The organism is Azospirillum picis (assembly GCF_017876115.1).
GTDB lineage: Bacteria > Pseudomonadota > Alphaproteobacteria > Azospirillales > Azospirillaceae > Azospirillum > Azospirillum picis.
Genome location: NZ_JAGINO010000018.1, coordinates 63,964 through 80,667, shown reverse-complemented (window position 1 = coordinate 80,667; position 16,704 = coordinate 63,964). Strand labels below are relative to the sequence as shown.

The window sequence follows — 16,704 nt, the reverse complement described above, 5'->3', positions numbered from 1 at the left end:
GATTACTGCTGGAGCTGCTTCGGCGACTGGTACTTGGTGAAGTCCACCATGGTGCCCAGCACCTGCAGGTAGGCCACGAGAGCGTCCATTTCGGTGACGGTCTTGTTGCCGGTGAAGTTCGCGACGACGGCCTTCGGGTAGCGCTTCGCCAGGCCGGCGGTGTCGCCGTCCGGGTTCTTCTGCGCTTCCAGGTCGGCCTTGGCGTTGGCGATCTGCTCGTCGGTGTAGGGAACGCCGACGACCCGCAGGGTCTTCAGATGGTCGGCGATGTCGCCATAGCTCAGCGGACGGTCCTTCATCCAGCCGTAGGTCGGCATGATCGATTCCGGAACGACCGCGCGCGGGTTCACCAGGTGGGCGACCTGCCAGTCGTTGGAGTACTTGCCGCCGACGCGGGCCAGATCCGGGCCGGTGCGCTTGGAGCCCCACTGGAACGGATGGTCGTACATCGACTCCGCGGCCAGCGAATAATGGCCGTAGCGCTCGACCTCGTCACGGAACGGACGGATCTGCTGGCTGTGGCAGTTGTAGCAGCCTTCGCGGTAGTAGATGTTCTGGCCGGCCAGTTCGAGCGGGGAGTAGGGACGCACCCCCTCCACCTTCTCGATGGTCGACTCGATGGTGAAGAGCGGAACGATCTGAACCAGACCGCCGATCGACACGGTGATCAGCACGAGCACGATGAGCAGAAGCGTGTTCCGCTCGATCAGGTCGTGGCTGAAGCCTTTCTTTTCCTGAGCCATTTCTCGCATCCTTCCCTAGCGTCAGGCCGCGCCGACCGCCGCTTTATGCGGGGTGGTGACATAGGGCTTCTCGATGCGGACATCGCCCCGCGCCGTGCGCCACAGGTTGTAGACCATGATGAGGGCACCGGCGACGAACAGGACGCCACCCATCGCACGGATCACGTAGAACGGGTGCATCGCCGCCACCGTCTCGACGAAGGAGTACTGGAGGAAGCCCAGGTTGTCGTAGGCGCGCCACATCAGGCCCTGCATGATGCCCGACACCCACATGGCGGTGATGTAGAGCACGATGCCGATGGTGGCGGTCCAGAAGTGGTAGCTGACCAGACGCAGGCTGTAGAGCTGCGAGCGCTTCCACAGCACCGGGACCAGGAAGTAGATCGCGCCGAAGGAGATGAAGGCGACCCAGCCGAGCGCGCCGGAGTGCACGTGGCCGACGGTCCAGTCGGTGTAGTGCGACAGGGCGTTGACCGGCTTGACCGACATCAGCGGCCCTTCGAAGGTCGACATGCCGTAGAAGGCGACCGAGGTGACCAGGAAGCGGAGCACGGGGTCGGTGCGCAGCTTATCCCAGGCCCCGGACAGGGTCATGATGCCGTTGATCATGCCGCCCCAGGAGGGCATCCACAGCATGACCGAGAAGGTCATGCCCAGCGTCTGCGCCCAGTCCGGCAGGGAGGTGTAGTGCAGGTGGTGCGGGCCGGCCCAGATGTAGAGGAAGATCAGGGTCCAGAAGTGGACGATCGACAGGCGGTAGGAATAGACCGGCCGCTCGGCGCGCTTGGGCACGAAGTAATACATGATGCCCAGGAAGCCGGCGGTCAGGAAGAAGCCCACCGCGTTGTGCCCGTACCACCACTGCACCATCGCGCTCTGCACGCCCGCCACGAAGCTGTAGGACTTCATGCCGGTCAGCGAAACCGGCAGGTTGACGTTGTTGCCGATGTGCAGGATGGCGACGGTCAGGATGAACGCCATGAAGAACCAGTTCGCCACGTAGATGTGCGACTCGCGCCGCGTCATCACCGTGCCGATGAACTGGACGGCGTACAGCACCCAGATGACGGTCAGGTAGAGATCGAGGATCCATTCGGGCTCGGCGTATTCCTTGCCCTGGGTGTAGCCCAGGACATAGCTCAGCGCCGCGAGCACGATGAAGACGTTGTAGTTCCAGAAGATGAACTTCGCCAGTCCTTCACCCCCGAAGAGGAACTGGCGGCAGGTCCGCTGCACGGTGTACAGCGAGGTGGCGAACAGCACGTTGCCGCCGAACGCGAAGATCACGGCCGAGGTGTGGACGGGGCGCAGGCGCCCGAAGCTCGTCCACTCCAGCCCGAGATTCAGCGCCGGAAAAGCCAACTGCAGAGCGATGAAGGTGCCGGCAAGGAAACCGACAACGCCCCAGAACACTGCAGCGATCACGAAGAGTCGGATGGCGTCTTCATTGTAACGCACTTCTTCCGACACCCGCTGGCTGCCCAGGGTGGCCCCTGAAGTCAGAGTCGCTGATGTCATACAATCTCTCCCGTTTGCCCCGGGCGGCCACCGGCCGCGCCTTCTGGGTCGCACCACCACTGGGTACTTGCTGTTAAGGAGCGGGACAGGTTGCACCCGGAAGCACCGGGATGGGGGGAATGCCAAAACGGACGCCGGGCGCGCCTGTCTCCAATGCGGCCACTATGTGTACGGGTGGCCGCAGCAACATTGATCTACGTCAACGACCCTTTCCCGCGCCCGCTGCCATCGTTCAGCGTCCTTGCAATCGGCCGGACTGAAATGGACGACGATTTTATCGTAAAACCCCTTGGTCGACGCCAGATCGACCAGGCCTATCCGCTGGTCTGCGCCATCCTGCCCGGATTGGCTGTGGATCAATGGCGCGCTTTTGCCGCAGTGCTGCTCGACGACACGAACGCCGCGGCGTCCCGCACCGGCATCATGACCGTGCAGACCGCGCACGGGTACCTGCACGGGCTGTTCACCTATGCGGTCGAACCGCAACTGCAACACGGCCGCGTGCTCAGCGTGGACAACTTCGTGGTGCTCGACCTGTTCGACGTGGCCGGGGTCGCGGGCACCCTGCTGCAGGCGATGGAGGGGCTGGCGCGCGGGCTCGGCTGCGCCGCCATCCACACCACGCTGCCGGAACGATACATCCCGGCGGACTCCCGCCGGAACCCGATTCCCGACTGCTTCCGCGTCGAAGGGCATCGCCAGGAAACAATCCGGTTCTGCAAGCATCTTCCCGTGGTGAACGACAACCACCCGGCGGAGCCGGCCGGACGGCGCGAGGCGGAATAGCCGCCCGCTCTCCCATTGCGCGGCGGCGATTTGCCGCTAGGATGCGGGTCCATGAGCGACACCGGCACCAAACCCGTCAAGAAATACCCGGCGATCCACCTGCAGGCCGGCCGCCAGCGGCGCGTCATGCATGGGCATCCCTGGGTCTATTCCAACGAAGTCCAGATGGACAACACCGCCAAGGCGGTGCCGCCCGGCAGCCCGGTGCGGTTGCTGGACCCCGGCGGGACGCCGCTGGGCATCTACACCTTCAATCCGCACACGCTGATCGCCGCCCGGCACCTGTCGGGCGATCCGGCGACCGTGGTGGACCATGCCTTCATCGCCGGCCGGCTTCGCCGCGCGGTGGAGCTGCGCGACCGCCTGTTCTCCCGTCCCTTCTACCGCGTCGTCCATGCCGAGGCCGACGGGCTGCCCGGCCTGATCGTCGACCGCTTCGACGACGTGGTGACGGTGCAGGCCAACTCCGTCTTCATGGACCGCCGGATCGACGACATCCTGGCGGCCATCGACGAGGTGATGGCGCCGCGCGCGGTCATCCTGCGCAACGACAGCACCCAGCGCGCGCTGGAAGGGCTGACGGAGGAAACCCGGCTGGCCAAGGGTGAGATCGACGGCCCGATCCGGCTGGAAGAGAACGGCGTGACCTTCTTCGCCAACCCGCTGGACGGCCAGAAGACCGGCTGGTTCTACGACCAGCGCGACAACCGCGCCTTCATCGCCTCGCTCGCCAAGGGTGGCCGGGCCATCGACTTCTTCAGCTACAATGGCGGCTTCGGCATCCAGTGCGCGGTGGCCGGCGCCACCCAGGTGATCGCCGTCGACCGTTCCGCCCTGGCCCTGGAGAACGCCACCCGCGCCGCCGAGGCGAACGGCGTCGCCGACCGCTTCGAGGCCCGCAAGGCCGACGCCTTCCAGGAGCTGGAGCGGCTGAACGCCGCCGGCGAAACCTTCCAGGTGGTGGTCGCCGACCCGCCGGCCTTCGTGAAGTCGAAGAAGGATCTCGCCGTCGGCTGCCGCGCGTACCGCAAGATGGCGCGTCTGGCGGCGAAGATCACCGCCCCCGGCGGCTATCTGCTCTGCGGCTCCTGCAGCCACAACGTCGACCCGCCGACCTTCGCCGAGCAGGTCGCCCGCGGCCTGACGGACGCCGGCCGCAGCGGGCGCATCCTGCGCAGCGCCGGCGCCGGCCCCGACCACCCGGTCCACCCGCACCTGCCGGAGTCCGCCTACCTGAAGGCCATCGTCCTGCAGCTCGACTGAGCGCCGGCCAACCTCATCCACCCGGCCTCATCCAGCTCGCCTCACCGCTCGAACAGGCCGACCAGTTCCACATGGGCCGACCATAGGAACTGGTCGACCGGCCAGACCTTCACGAGGCGGAAGCCGCCGTCGGCCAACACCCGCGCGTCGCGGGCGAAGCTGGCCGGGTTGCAGGAGACGCCGACCACCCGCGGCACCCTGCTGCCTGCCAGCGCGGCGGCCTGGGCGGCCGCACCGGCCCGCGGCGGGTCGAAGACCACGGCGTCGTACCGGTTGAGTTCCTTGACCGTCAGCGGGTTCTCGAACAGGTCGCGCCGTTCCACCGTCAGCCGCAAGCCCTGCACCGCGCGCGCCAGCGCCGTCACCGCGGCGTCGTCACCTTCCACGGCATGGACGGCGGCCCGTTGCGCAAGCGGAACGGAAAAGGTGCCGATGCCTGCGAACAGGTCGGCGATGCGGCCGGCCTCCCCCACCCCCTCGCGCACCGCAGCGACCAGGGCCGCCTCGCCGTCGGCACTGGCCTGAAGGAAGGCACCGGACGGCGGCTGGATCGGAACGCCTGCGAAACGAACAAAGGCGGGCCGTCGGTTGGCAACCGGTTCGGCCGTCGCGCGGTCGGTGGGCTGCCACGCGATGCGGGCGACACGCTCCGGCTCGAAGCTGACCAGGGCCTCGCGCGCCGCCAGGTCGAGGCTGCGCGGCCCGACCAGCAGCAGGTCGGCGCCTCCCTCCAGGTCCGTCAGCACCAGATCGGCGCCACCGCCGTCGGGCAGCAGCGCCGTCAGCAGGCGGCGCAAAGGGTCCACCAGGGCGAAGAGCCGCGGCGACAGGACCGGGCATTCCTCCAGGTCGACCAGCCGGTGGCTCTGCCGTTCATTGAAGCCGAACCAGACCCGCCCGCCACGCTTGAGGGCGGCGAAGCGGGCACGGCGCCGTGCCCCCGGCGGCGTCCGCGACAGCGGTTCCAACGGCACGCCGCTCAACCCGGCCCGCTCAAGCACACCGCGCACCAGCCCGACATTCCAGGCGGCGTACGTCGCCTCGTCCATGTGCTGGAGCGTACAGCCGCCGCACCGCCCGAAATGACGGCAGGGCGGGGTCCGGCGTCCGGGACCCGGCGCCAGGATTTCGACCACGTCGGCCCGTACGCCCCCCTCCCCCTTCTCCGCGCCGGCGGCCACGCGTACACGGACATGGTCGCCGGTGACGGTGTAGGGAACGAACAGACGCAGCCCGTCCGCCTGGGCGATGCCGTCGCCGCGGGCGCCGACATCGGTGACGACGACATCGACCTCCCGCGCCTCGGCGGATGCTCGGGACGGCTGGCGCCGGTTCGGGACGGAGCGCTTGGCGGGGCGCGTCATGGCAGGGGTCCGGTTGGTGCGTGGCGAAATCCGCGCTCCCTTTACGCCGCCGCGAGCCTGGCGCGCAACGGTTCCGGGATCGGGGTCGGCCGGTGGGCGACCTTGTCGACGATCACCACCACCGCCTCCTGCGTGGCGATGCAGCGATTGCCCAGGAAGATGGCGCAGCCGAGCGTCAGTGAACTGGTGCCCAGCCGCAGGACGCGCGTACCGATGCGCACGGTGTTGGGATAGAGCAGTTCCGCCTTGTAGTCGATCACGCTGCGGGCAAGCACGGCCGTCCATGCGCTGTCGTCGCGGAAGCCGCCGCAATCATGCAGCATGGCGACCCGCGCCTGTTCGAAATAGACGCCGATGGCGTTGTTGTTGACGTGCCCCACCGCGTCGAGATCGGCGAAGCGCACGCGCTCCTCCCACCAGATGCGATAGCCCTCGGGATTGGCGAGATCGGGTTGGTGCGGATCGGGCGTTCCGGTCATGTCGATCACCTGCCGTGTGGGTCGTCTGGGGCCCGTACTGTGGCGTACGGAAACCGGGGGCGCAAGTCCGCCCCAAATTGCTGCCTTCCTCGCGAATTCCCGCGCCAACCGCCGATGGAGCGTGTTATTGGAGTCGGACCAACCCTCCGCAACGGACCGGACGATGAGCAAGGACACCAACCAGACGGCCGAAGCGCTGTTCGAGAAGGCGCTGTCGGTCGCCGAGAAGCACCTGGACGAGGCGATCAAGGAAGGCGGCCCGCTCGGCCCCTACATCGCCGTCGCCATGATCGAGGCTGCCGTGAACGCCGCCGTGGACGAGACCAGCCACGAGGACGTCATCGACATGCTGCGTGATCTTGCCGCCCAGATCGAGGCGGATGCCGACGAGTCCGACGAGGACTAAACGGTCGCCGCTGCGGATCCTGCCTGCCGGCGCTCGTCGCGCCGGCGCAGGATCTCGTAGACGACCGCGCCGAGCACGGTCAGCACGATCAGCACCAGCGACAGCGCATTGACCGCCGGGGTCAGGCCGGTACGGACCTTGGTCGCGATGTAGATGGTCAAGGTGGTGTCCAGCCCGCGCACGAACAGCGTGGTGTTGTAGTTCTCGAAGCTCTGCAGGAAGGCCAGCAGGGCCGCCGACAGGATGGCCGGGCTCAGGTAGGGCAGCGTGATGCGCCGGAAGACCTGCCCATGCGTGGCGCCGAGGTCGAGCGCCGCCTCTTCCAGGGCGGGATCGAAGCGCTCCAGCCGCGCCGCGAACATCAGCATGGCATAGGCGGCGATGAAGCTGGACTGGGCGACGACCGTCAGGAACAGCCCGCCGGTCACCCCGAACCATTCCCGCCAGAACACCAGCGTGGAAATGCCGACGATCACCCCCGGCGTCAGCAGCGGCGATACCATCAGGGCGTAGAGGAAGGTCTTGGCCCGGCTGTGCAGCCGGTCGAGCAGCAACGCCGCCGCCAACCCCAGCGGCACTGCCACCAGGATCACCCCCGCCCCGACCAGCAGGCTGGTGCCGAGCGCCGACCACATGCGGTCGTCCTGCCACAAGGCCTGGAACCAGCCGAGCGTGAAGCCCATCCACGGGGTCACCGTCGGGAAGCGGCTGCTGTTGAAGGTCGCCGCCGCCATCACGGCCAGCGGCAGGAACAGATAGGCGAAGAACAGCACCAGATAGGCGCCGGTCACGGCACGGCGGAAGCGGTCGGCGCTCATGGTTCGCGGTCCGTCATGCGGCAATCCTCATTTCGCCCTCTCACTTCGCGATATCGGCCAGCCCGACCCGGAACAGCTTCATCGCGGCCAGGATGAAGGCGATGCACAGCACCAGCAGGATGAAGGCATAGGCCGCGCCCTGGTTCCAGTTCCCGCCCTCGAAGAACCAGTTGTAGATGATCTCGGTGAACCAGCGGCTGTTCGGCCCGCCCAGGAGCGCCGGCACGGCGTAGCTGCCGGCCGCCAGCATGAAGGTCATGATGCAGCCCACCGCGATGCCGGGCTTGGCATGGGGCAGCACGATGCGGCGGTGGATGCGCAGCCAGCCGGCCCCGAGGTCCCGCGCCGCCTCGATCTGGTTGCGGTCGAGCGATTCGATGGCATTGTAGAGCGGGAACACCATGAACAGGATGTAGACGTAGACCATGCCGACGATCACACCGCCGTCGCCGCCTAGGAAGCGCTGCGGTTCGTCGATGATCCCCAGCCCCAGCAGCAGCGCGTTCAGCGGCCCGTTGAAGGCGAGGATGATGTACCAGGCGAAGGTCCGCAGCAGTTCGTTGATCCAGAAGGGGATCACCAGCATCAGGACCAGGATCGGCAACCGCCGCTTCGACGCCACCTGCGCCAGGTAGAAGGCCACCGGATAGCACACCGCCAACGTCGCCAGGGTGACCAGCGCGCTGGCCCAGATCGTCTTCAGGAAGATCGTCAGATGGATCTGGTTGGTCCAAAGCGTCAGGTAGTTCCTGATCGTGAACACGTCCTCCGGCCCGCCGATCCTCGATGGCGGCAGCGACGGCCGGAAGGAAAAGCCGATCATCATCACCTGCGGCAGGACCACCAGCAGGGCCAGCCACACCGCGACCGCCAGCAGGATCAGCCCGGTCAGCACCGGGCCGTAGCGGCGAAGGACTTCCGTCATGCGGGCGCTGCTCCAGCCTGTTGACCGGCCCGACGCCTAACATGGCGCTTCCCGGCAGCGCAAGCGCGGCTATGTGACGATGACGTTCAGCCAAGCCTTGTCCGGCCGCACCCTTCTCAGCCGAGCCCGTCTCAGCCGAGATTATGCCTGGCCACCACGGCCGCGAAGTCGTCGCCGAAATGCCCGCCGACGCGGATGACGGAGACGCCGTGCGGAATTTCCTTCAGCGACGGATGGTCGAGGTCGAGCGAGGTCAGCAGGGCCATCGGCACATGGTGGGTGACGCTCATGGCGCGCAGGCCGCGGATCAGGTCGAGCCCGGACAACCCGTCCATCACCATCGACGCGATGACCATGTCCGGCGGCACGCGCACGGCAAGGCTGATCGATTCGATCGGATCGGTCACCGTCATGGTGCGGAAGCCGCAGGCCGCCAGCTCCGTGCCCAGCTTCTTGGCGACGACCTTGGACGGGGTCACCAGCATGATCTCGACGTTGCGGACCTCGACGTCGGTGACCTGGAACTCGTAACGGACCGGCAGCGCCCGGATGATCCGGTTGGTTTCGGCCAGCAGCGGCTGCTCGGCACGGTCGACCAGTTCGGAGATGCGGTCGATGAAAATCTGTGCGTCGGTGATCTGCCTCTCGTCCAGCCGCTTCAGCCCGCTGAGATAATCCTCCAGGCGGTGCGCGACGAGGCTGACGGTTGGATAGCCGAAGCTGGTGCCCATGCCCTTGAAGTTGTGGGCTTCCAGGCGCAGCACGCCGATGGCGTCGGCATCGGTGCGCAGGCCTTTGACCCGGTCGGCCAGGGTCACGTTCATCAGGTCGAGCCGGTCGCGCGCATCGTCCACGAACTCCATGCGCAGGCGGTCTTCGAGGTCGTCGGTCGACAGGTGCGAGGCCATGGAGCGGCATCCGGATGGTGAAGGGGTACCACGAAAGTACACCAGATCCGGTCATCAAGACAAATGCGGCGCACCCTGGGTCAGGAGCGCGCCGCATTGGGAAAAAGGAACCGCCGGACGCGTGACGCCGCGTGGACGCCACGTGGAGATCGATGTTCAGAGCCGCGACAGCAGCGCCTGGAACCAGTCGAGCCGCTCCTCGGCCTGGGCGATGTCCTGGTCGAGCCAGGCGTCGAAATGGCCGGTGCTGCCCGCGCTGGTGCGCTTCAGGTCGCCCAGGCGGGCCAGTTCGGTCTCGCAGAGCGCCACGAGATTGTCGATCTGCTCACGCTGCGAGTCGACGTCCAGCAGGTGCAGGAAGCGCAGCTTCAGTGCGATGACCAGCTTGTTCAGCCCGTCGGCCGAAGGTGCGCGGACATTGGCGCGCATCAGCGTCTCGAATTCGGTCCGGCCGGCGGCAGTCGGCCCGAGCAGGGCGTTGTCCTCCATGCCGCTGCCGTCGAGCGCCTCGATCAGCCCCTCGTAGCGCAGCATCTCCAGCGACGTGCCCATCAGGTCCAGCGACGGACCCATGATGCGGTCGAGGAAATGGCGCACGGTGCCCGCCAGATCGGCATAGCGCAGGGGACCGCCCTGGATCAGCGTCCCCAGAACGACGAGGCGCACCGCCTCTTTCGGCATCAGCGAGTTGTCACGGTACATGGCGGACCCCTTGGCGAACCCCCTGGTGAACCCCCGAGCGATTCCCTGGACAGGACGGGACGGACGGTGCGGTCGGGCCCGGTCCACAGCGATGACGCTGCGAACCGGTCGCAACCCTGCACTCAACGTAGGGGGCCGCACCCCATCTGTCCAGAGGGCAAAAAGCCCCCATCGCCAAAAGGGTTCCTCGGGGATCCGCAAGGGACCGGGCGGTGACGCCGTCCGCCGTCAGGCCGCGAGCCGCAGGTCGAGGCGTCCCCACACGTCCAGCAGCGCCTCGACCAGCATGGCCATCTGCGCGTCGGTGTGCAGAGGGGTGGGCGTGAAGCGCAGCCGCTCCGTCCCCCGCGGGACGGTGGGATAGTTGATGGGCTGGACGTAGATGTTGTGACGCTCCATCAGCTCGTCCGACGCACGCTTGCAACGGTGGGCATCGCCGACCATCAACGGCACGATGTGGCTCATCGACGGCATCACCGGCAGCCCCGCCTCGGCGAACAGGCGCTTCAGCGTCGCCGCCCGCTCCTGGTGGTGCGCGCGTTCGCTCTGGCTGTGCTTCAGATGGCGTATCGAGGCCAGTGCCCCCGCCGCCAGCACGGGCGACAAGGACGTGGAGAAGATGAAGCCGGCGGCGAAGCTGCGGACGCAGTCGACCAGCGCCGTCGATCCGGTGATGTAGCCGCCCTGTACGCCAAAGGCCTTGCCGAGGGTGCCTTCGACGATGGTCAGGCGGTCCTGGGCGCCGTCACGCTCGGCCACGCCGGCGCCACGGTCGCCATACATGCCGACCGCATGCACCTCGTCGAGGTAGGTCATGGCGCCGTGCTTCTCGGCGACATCGCAGAGGTCGTGGATGGGGGCGATGTCGCCGTCCATCGAGTAGACGCTCTCGAAGGCCACCACCTTCGGCCGGCCCGGCGCGATGCCGGACAGCAGTTCGTCCAGATGCTTGGGGTCGTTGTGACGGAAGATATGCTTTTCCGCACCCGAATTGCGGATGCCGGTGATCATCGAATTGTGGTTCAGCGCGTCCGACAGGATCACGCAGTTCGGCAGGATCTTGCCGAGCGTGGTCAGCGTCGCGTCGTTCGAGACGTAGCCCGACGTGAAGAGCAGCGCCGCTTCCTTGCGGTGCAGGTCCGACAGCTCGCGCTCCAGCAGCACATGGTAGTGGTTCGTGCCGGAGATGTTCCGGGTGCCGCCGGCGCCGGCGCCGACCTGGTCGAGCGCGTCGTGCATGGCCTTCAGCACGCTCGGATGCTGGCCCATGCCCAGATAGTCGTTGGAGCACCAGACCGTGACCGGCCGTTCGCGCCCGGAGGCATCGCGGAAGGTCGCCGTCGGGAAATTGCCCGCGTGCCGTTCCAGATTGGCGAAAACCCGGTAACGGCCATCCTGCTTGAGGGTGGCGATCTGGTTGCGGAAGAAGGTTTCGTAATCCATCGCGCAGTTCCGTTCGCGGTCATCCAGACGGTCGGTTGCGCCAGTCTAAGGACATAAGCAGTAGGCCAATGGGCGGCGCAACGTGAGGATGGCATGATACTTATCGGCATTCCAGCCGCCATTGATCGAAATCAAGCGGCCTTCTCCCGGACTTTTGCACAAGAGGCGAAATCCGGCCCATGCGCATCCGGCAGGTCGGCATCCCATGACGCCGAATGCCGGGAAGCGAGGATTTGCCGGTTTCCGGAATGACAATGCCATTGTTGCCGGCAAAACCATGATCTCGGCAGGGAAATACAGGAAGAGGACGCATGGCCGACATGCGGCTGCCTGCAAGACTGCTTTCTCGATTTCCGGACGGTCGCATGCCGGGGCGGTTCTTCCCGCGCCCGGCTGTCCTGCGGCCGTCCTTACTTGGTGCCGAACATGCGGTCGCCGGCATCTCCCAGCCCCGGGACGATGTAGGCATGTTCGTCCAGATGGCTGTCGAGCGCTGCGGTGAAGACCTTCACATCGGGGTGGGTCTGGTGGAAGCGGCGGACGCCTTCGGGTGCCGCGACCAGCGCCATGAACCGGATGTTCTGGTCGTCGACGCCATGGCGGTTCAGCACGTCGCAGGCATGGGACGCGGAGTTGCCGGTCGCCAGCATCGGGTCGACGACGATGAACAGCCGCCCGTCGGCCGGCGGCAGCTTGACCAGATATTCGTGGGGCTGCTTGGTCTCGTGGTCGCGGTAAAGCCCGATGTGCCCTTCGCGGGCGGACGGAACGAGCTCCAGCAGGCCGGCGGACATGCCGAGACCGGCGCGCAGCACCGGCACCACCGCCAGCTTCTTGCCCAGGATCACCGGCGCGTCCATCGGCTGCAGCGGCGTCTCGATCCGCTCGGTGGTCAGCGGGATGTCCCGCGTCAGCTCATACCCCATCAGCAGCGAGATCTCGCGCAGCAGGGTGCGGAACCCGCCGGTCGACCGCTCCTTGTTCCGCATGTGGGTCAGCTTGTGCTGGATCAGCGGGTGGTCGAGGATGAACAGGTTGGGAAATTCGGGCTGGGTGCGCATGGAATCCGGGTCGAGGCTGACGGTAAAGATGCCCGATCCTACCCCGCCCGGGGGGCCGGGGCCAAGCCGCGCATGCGCGGGATCGCCATGCGGCCGTCCAGCCGAAAATAGAAAGGCCCGGAAAGAGAAAGCCCCGAAAAGAGAAAGGCCGCATCCCAAGCGGGACGCGGCCTTTCTCTTACCCTTCCGGGAGATCGCCGGCTCCACCCCCACGCGCGGCGGACCGAAGTCCGTCCGGGGCGGGGGGAGAGCCGTCAGACGATCACTCGTCGTTCTGCTGCTTGCGCTTCAGAGCGGCGCCCAGGATGTCGCCCAGCGACGCACCCGAGTCGGACGAGCCGAACTCGGCCATCGCCTGCTTCTCTTCCTCCATCTCGCGAGCCTTGATGGACAGCGAGATGCGGCGGGAAGCGCGGTCGATCTGGGTGACCTTGGCGTCGACCTTCTCGCCGACGGCGAAGCGGTCCGGACGCTGCTCCGAACGGTCGCGGGACAGGTCCGACTTGCGGATGAAGCCGGTGTAGCCCTCGCCGACGGACACCTCGATGCCGCCGTCCGTCACCTGCGTCACGGTGCAGGTCACGACCTCGTTCTTCTTCAGGCCGGCAGTGGCGGCTTCGAACGGATCGTTCGCGAGCTGCTTGATGCCGAGGCTGATGCGCTCCTTCTCGACGTCGACGTCGAGGACCTTGACCTTGACGCGGTCGCCCTTCTTGTACTCGGCGATCGCCTCTTCACCCGACTTGTTCCAGTCGAGGTCGGACATGTGGACCATGCCGTCGATGTCGCCCGGCAGGCCGACGAACAGACCGAACTCGGTGATGTTCTTGACCTCGCCTTCCAGCTCGGTGCCCGGGCCGAACTTCTCCGTGAAGGTCTCCCACGGGTTGTCCAGGCACTGCTTCAGGCCGAGGCTGATGCGGCGCTTCTGCGGATCGACGTCCAGGACCATGACCTCGACTTCCTGCGAAGTCGACACGATCTTGCCCGGATGGACGTTCTTCTTGGTCCAGGACATTTCCGAGACGTGGACCAGGCCCTCGATCCCCGGCTCCAGCTCCACGAAGGCGCCGTAGTCGGTGATGTTGGTGACGCGGCCCTTGAACTTGGCGCCCACCGGATACTTCGCCTCGACGCCTTCCCACGGGTCGGCCTCGAGCTGCTTCATGCCCAGGCTGATGCGCTGGGTTTCCGGGTTGAAGCGGATGACCTGGACCGTGACGGTCTGGCCGATCTGCAGCGCTTCCGACGGATGGTTGATGCGGCGCCACGCGATGTCGGTGACGTGCAGCAGGCCGTCCACGCCGCCCAGGTCGACGAACGCACCGTAGTCGGTGATGTTCTTGACGACGCCCTGGAGGATCTGGCCTTCCTTGAGGTTGGCCACCAGCTCCGAACGGGCCTCCGCACGGCTCTCTTCGAGCACGGCGCGGCGCGACACGACGATGTTGCCGCGCGAGCGGTCCATCTTCAGGATCTGGAACGGCTGCGGGGTGCCCAGCAGCGGGGAGATGTCGCGGACCGGACGGATGTCGACCTGCGAGCCGGGCAGGAAGGCCACGGCGCCCGACAGGTCGACCGTGAAGCCGCCCTTGACGCGGCCGAAGATGACGCCGGTGACGCGGGTCTGGTCCTGGAAGGACTTCTCCAGCAGGGCCCAGGCCTCTTCGCGCTTCGCCTTCTCACGGCTCAGCATCGCCTCGCCGTTCTTGTCTTCCATCCGCTCGAGGTAGACCTCGACGGTGTCGCCCGCCTTCAGCTCGGGCGGCTGGCCGGCAACGGCGAATTCCTTCAGCGCGACGCGGCCTTCCGACTTCAGACCGACGTCGATGGTGACCATGTCGTTCTCGACGGCGACGACGCGTCCCTTGACGACGGTGCCTTCGAGCGACTCGGCCGCGCCCAGCGACTCTTCGAGCAGAGCCGCAAAGCTTTCCTTTTCGACCGTGCGGGCCATTGACTGTGCCATTGAAACTCCTAAAGGTGGCGCGAAAGCGGCCCCGTTCCGGACCCCGCCGCGGCAAAACGGCAGGGGCCTCGACCGAACCGCCGCGCCGGGCACCACGCCCGGCGACTTGGTTGATGGTTTTCCGTGGAGGGTGTCAGGCCCCGGGCTTGAGACCGGTCTTCGCACCGATGTGGTCGACCGCCATCGCAAACACCTGGTCGGCATCGAGAGCGGACGTATCAAGCACAAAAGCGTCGGCAGCCGGACGGAGCGGGGCTACCGCTCTCTGGCTGTCGCGCGCATCACGAGCCTTCATGTCCTCCAGGACATCGGAGGATATAGCCGGAATCCCCCGTCTCTGCAACTCCTTGAGTCGCCGTTCGGCCCGCACCTCCACCGAAGCGGTAACGAACAGCTTGGCGACGGCGTCGGGGCACACCACGGTGCCGATGTCGCGCCCGTCCAGCACGGCGCCCGGCGCCCCCTCGGGCGGGTGCGCGGCGAAGCGCCGCTGGAAATCGAGCAGCGCCGCCCGCACCTCCGGGACCGCCGCGACCTTGCTGGCCGCCTGCGCCGCCTCGTCGGTGCGCAGCGCCACCTCGCGCAGGATCGGGTGCTCGGGATGCAGCTCGTAGGCGGCCCGCGCCGCCGCCGCGTTGTCGGCGGGATCGCCGCCCGCCCGCAGCACCGCGACGCCGACCGCGCGGTACAGCACGCCGGTGTCGAGGTGGGCGAAGCCGAAGGCGTCGGCGATGCGCTGGGCGAGCGTGCCCTTACCGCTGGCGGCGGGGCCGTCGATGGCGACGACGACCGGAACGGAGTTCGACATGGCGGTTTCCTTACGCATCGGCGATCTTGGCGCCCAGCCCGTTCATCAACCCGGCGAAGCCGGGGAAGCTGGTTTCGATGAAGGCGCCGTCGTCGACCGACACCGGCTCCTCCGACGCCATGCCCAGCACCAGGAAGCTCATGGCGATGCGGTGGTCCATGGCGGTGGCGACGGTGGCGCCGCCCTTCGGCGGCCTGCCGGTGCCGTGCACGGTCAGGCTGTCGTCGGCGCCGACCTGCACGGACACGCCGCAGCGGGTCAGTCCCTCCGCCACCATGGCGAGGCGGTCGCTCTCCTTCACCCGCAGTTCCTTCAGGCCCAGCATCACGGTGTCGCCCTCGGCGCAGGCGGCGGCGGCGGCCAGCACCGGATATTCGTCGATCATGCTGGGGGCGCGGTCGGCCGGGACCACCACGCCCTTCAGCGGCCCATGCTTCACCCGCAGGTCGGCCACCGGCTCGCCCGCCTGGTCGCGGCGGTTCTCGAAGGCGATGTCGGCCCCCATTTCCACCAGCGTGTCGTAGAGACCGGTGCGGCGCGGGTTCATGCCGACGTCGTTCAGCAGCACCTCGGATCCCGGACGCAGCAGGGCGGCGACCGCCGGGAAGGCGGCGCTGCTGGGATCGGCCGGCACATGGATGGTCCGGCCGGTCAGCTCCGGCTGGCCGATGACGGTGACGGCCAGCGCGCCGTCCTCCAGCCGCTCGGTACGCACTTCGGCGCCGAAGTGGCGCAGCATCAGTTCGGTGTGGTCGCGCGTCGGCTCCGCCTCGATCACGGTGGTGGCACCGGCGGTGTTGAGGCCGGCCAGCAGGATCGCCGACTTCACCTGGGCCGAGGCCACCGGCAGGCGATAGGTGACCGGAACCAGCCCGTCGCTGCCGACCACGGTCAGCGGCAGCCGGCCGCCGGACCGGCCGACGAAGCGGGCGCCCATCTCCTCCAGCGGCTTGGTCACCCGCGCCATCGGCCGCTTGTTCAGCGAGGCGTCGCCGGTGAAGACGCAAGTGATTGGATGACCGGCGACCAGCCCGATCAGCAGCCGCGCCGCGGTGCCGCTGTTGCCCATGTCCAGCACCTGGGCCGGCTCGGCGAGGGCGCCGAGCCCGACGCCGCGCACATGCCAGACGCCGGCCTCGTCGCGCGTCGCCTGCGCGCCCAGCAGGCGCATCGCGGCGGCGGTGTGCAGCACGTCCTCGCCTTCTAGCAGGCCGTGGATCACCGTCTCGCCGATGGCGACGGCACCCAGCATCAGCGACCGGTGTGAGATCGACTTGTCGCCGGGCACGCGGATGGCGCCGGAAAGCGCACCGGTGGTGGAGGAGCGCAGCGGCTTGGCCTGCGGCATGGGACGGGTCCTCGGATCAGGGCGTGAAGCGGTTGTGGCCGCGTTCCTACCACAGCCCCCGCCGCGACGCGAGAGGCCCGGGCCGGGGTGCCCGCCCGCCCGTGCCGCATCGTCCGGACGCAAGCGCGGACATGGAAAAGGCCGCGCGAGGCCAGCCTCCGCC

General features: G+C 67.5%; 16 protein-coding genes. 3 read left to right on the top strand and 13 right to left on the bottom strand.

Annotated features, from left to right (window positions below; all coding sequences use genetic code 11):
• Positions 1-2 precede the first annotated feature (2 nt).
• Together ccoO and ccoN are read right to left on the bottom strand one after the other, a co-directional pair.
• Entirely contained in the window at positions 3-743 is a 741-nt protein-coding gene (gene ccoO / locus J2850_RS21855) for a cytochrome-c oxidase, cbb3-type subunit II (protein WP_209986264.1), read from the bottom strand.
• A gap of 21 nt (positions 744-764) precedes the next feature.
• Complete coding sequence (gene ccoN, locus J2850_RS21850; RefSeq protein ID WP_209986261.1) at positions 765-2,261, bottom strand: cytochrome-c oxidase, cbb3-type subunit I; 1,497 nt, start codon at positions 2,259-2,261, stop codon at positions 765-767.
• Positions 2,262-2,450: 189 nt separating this feature from the next.
• Here ccoN and J2850_RS21845 point away from each other — a divergent pair, with 189 nt between their 5' ends.
• Both J2850_RS21845 and J2850_RS21840 read left to right on the top strand, forming a co-directional pair.
• Positions 2,451-3,047, top strand: a complete 597-nt coding sequence (locus J2850_RS21845; protein WP_246513345.1) for a hypothetical protein — start codon at positions 2,451-2,453, stop codon at positions 3,045-3,047.
• A 51-nt stretch (positions 3,048-3,098) separates the two neighbouring features.
• Complete coding sequence (locus tag J2850_RS21840; RefSeq protein WP_209986258.1) at positions 3,099-4,310, top strand: class I SAM-dependent rRNA methyltransferase; 1,212 nt, start codon at positions 3,099-3,101, stop codon at positions 4,308-4,310.
• Between the two features lie 41 nt (positions 4,311-4,351).
• On the opposite strand, the gene J2850_RS21835 is transcribed toward J2850_RS21840, so the two are convergent.
• Positions 4,352-5,674, bottom strand: coding sequence for a class I SAM-dependent RNA methyltransferase (locus tag J2850_RS21835; protein ID WP_209986253.1), 1,323 nt, complete (start codon positions 5,672-5,674; stop codon positions 4,352-4,354).
• 41 nt (positions 5,675-5,715) lie between these two features.
• Positions 5,716-6,153, bottom strand: a complete 438-nt coding sequence (locus J2850_RS21830; RefSeq protein ID WP_209986250.1) for an acyl-CoA thioesterase — start codon at positions 6,151-6,153, stop codon at positions 5,716-5,718.
• 163 nt (positions 6,154-6,316) lie between these two features.
• Here J2850_RS21830 and J2850_RS21825 point away from each other — a divergent pair, with 163 nt between their 5' ends.
• Positions 6,317-6,559 (top strand): hypothetical protein, encoded by a 243-nt coding sequence (locus tag J2850_RS21825; protein WP_209986247.1) that lies wholly within the window; start codon positions 6,317-6,319, stop codon positions 6,557-6,559.
• Here the strand turns inward: J2850_RS21825 and J2850_RS21820 are convergent.
• The 9 genes from J2850_RS21820 to aroA all read right to left on the bottom strand — a co-directional run bounded on the left by J2850_RS21820 (position 6,556) and on the right by aroA (position 16,541).
• On the bottom strand, positions 6,556-7,377 hold the full coding sequence (locus J2850_RS21820; protein WP_209986244.1) for an ABC transporter permease: 822 nt from the start codon (positions 7,375-7,377) through the stop codon (positions 6,556-6,558). The two genes, J2850_RS21825 and J2850_RS21820, sit on opposite strands and share 4 nt — an antisense overlap.
• Positions 7,378-7,417: 40 nt before the next feature.
• The gene (locus J2850_RS21815; RefSeq protein ID WP_209986241.1) at positions 7,418-8,302 is read right to left on the bottom strand and encodes an ABC transporter permease; all 885 of its coding nucleotides are present in this window, start codon (positions 8,300-8,302) and stop codon (positions 7,418-7,420) included.
• 131 nt (positions 8,303-8,433) lie between these two features.
• On the bottom strand, positions 8,434-9,210 hold the full coding sequence (locus J2850_RS21810) for an Hpt domain-containing protein (RefSeq protein ID WP_209986238.1): 777 nt from the start codon (positions 9,208-9,210) through the stop codon (positions 8,434-8,436).
• Positions 9,211-9,366: 156 nt separating this feature from the next.
• The gene (locus J2850_RS21805; protein WP_209986236.1) at positions 9,367-9,912 is read right to left on the bottom strand and encodes a hypothetical protein; all 546 of its coding nucleotides are present in this window, start codon (positions 9,910-9,912) and stop codon (positions 9,367-9,369) included.
• A 228-nt stretch (positions 9,913-10,140) separates the two neighbouring features.
• Entirely contained in the window at positions 10,141-11,355 is a 1,215-nt protein-coding gene (hemA, locus tag J2850_RS21800) for a 5-aminolevulinate synthase (protein ID WP_209986233.1), read from the bottom strand.
• Between the two features lie 410 nt (positions 11,356-11,765).
• Entirely contained in the window at positions 11,766-12,416 is a 651-nt protein-coding gene (gene upp, locus J2850_RS21795; protein ID WP_209986229.1) for a uracil phosphoribosyltransferase, read from the bottom strand.
• A gap of 262 nt (positions 12,417-12,678) precedes the next feature.
• Entirely contained in the window at positions 12,679-14,385 is a 1,707-nt protein-coding gene (rpsA, locus tag J2850_RS21790; RefSeq protein ID WP_209986226.1) for a 30S ribosomal protein S1, read from the bottom strand.
• 133 nt (positions 14,386-14,518) lie between these two features.
• Positions 14,519-15,193, bottom strand: a complete 675-nt coding sequence (gene cmk, locus J2850_RS21785) for a (d)CMP kinase (RefSeq protein ID WP_209986223.1) — start codon at positions 15,191-15,193, stop codon at positions 14,519-14,521.
• Positions 15,194-15,203: 10 nt separating this feature from the next.
• A complete protein-coding gene (gene aroA / locus J2850_RS21780) occupies positions 15,204-16,541 on the bottom strand; it encodes a 3-phosphoshikimate 1-carboxyvinyltransferase (protein WP_209986220.1) in 1,338 nt (445 codons plus the stop codon).
• Between the last annotated feature and the right edge of the window lie 163 nt (positions 16,542-16,704).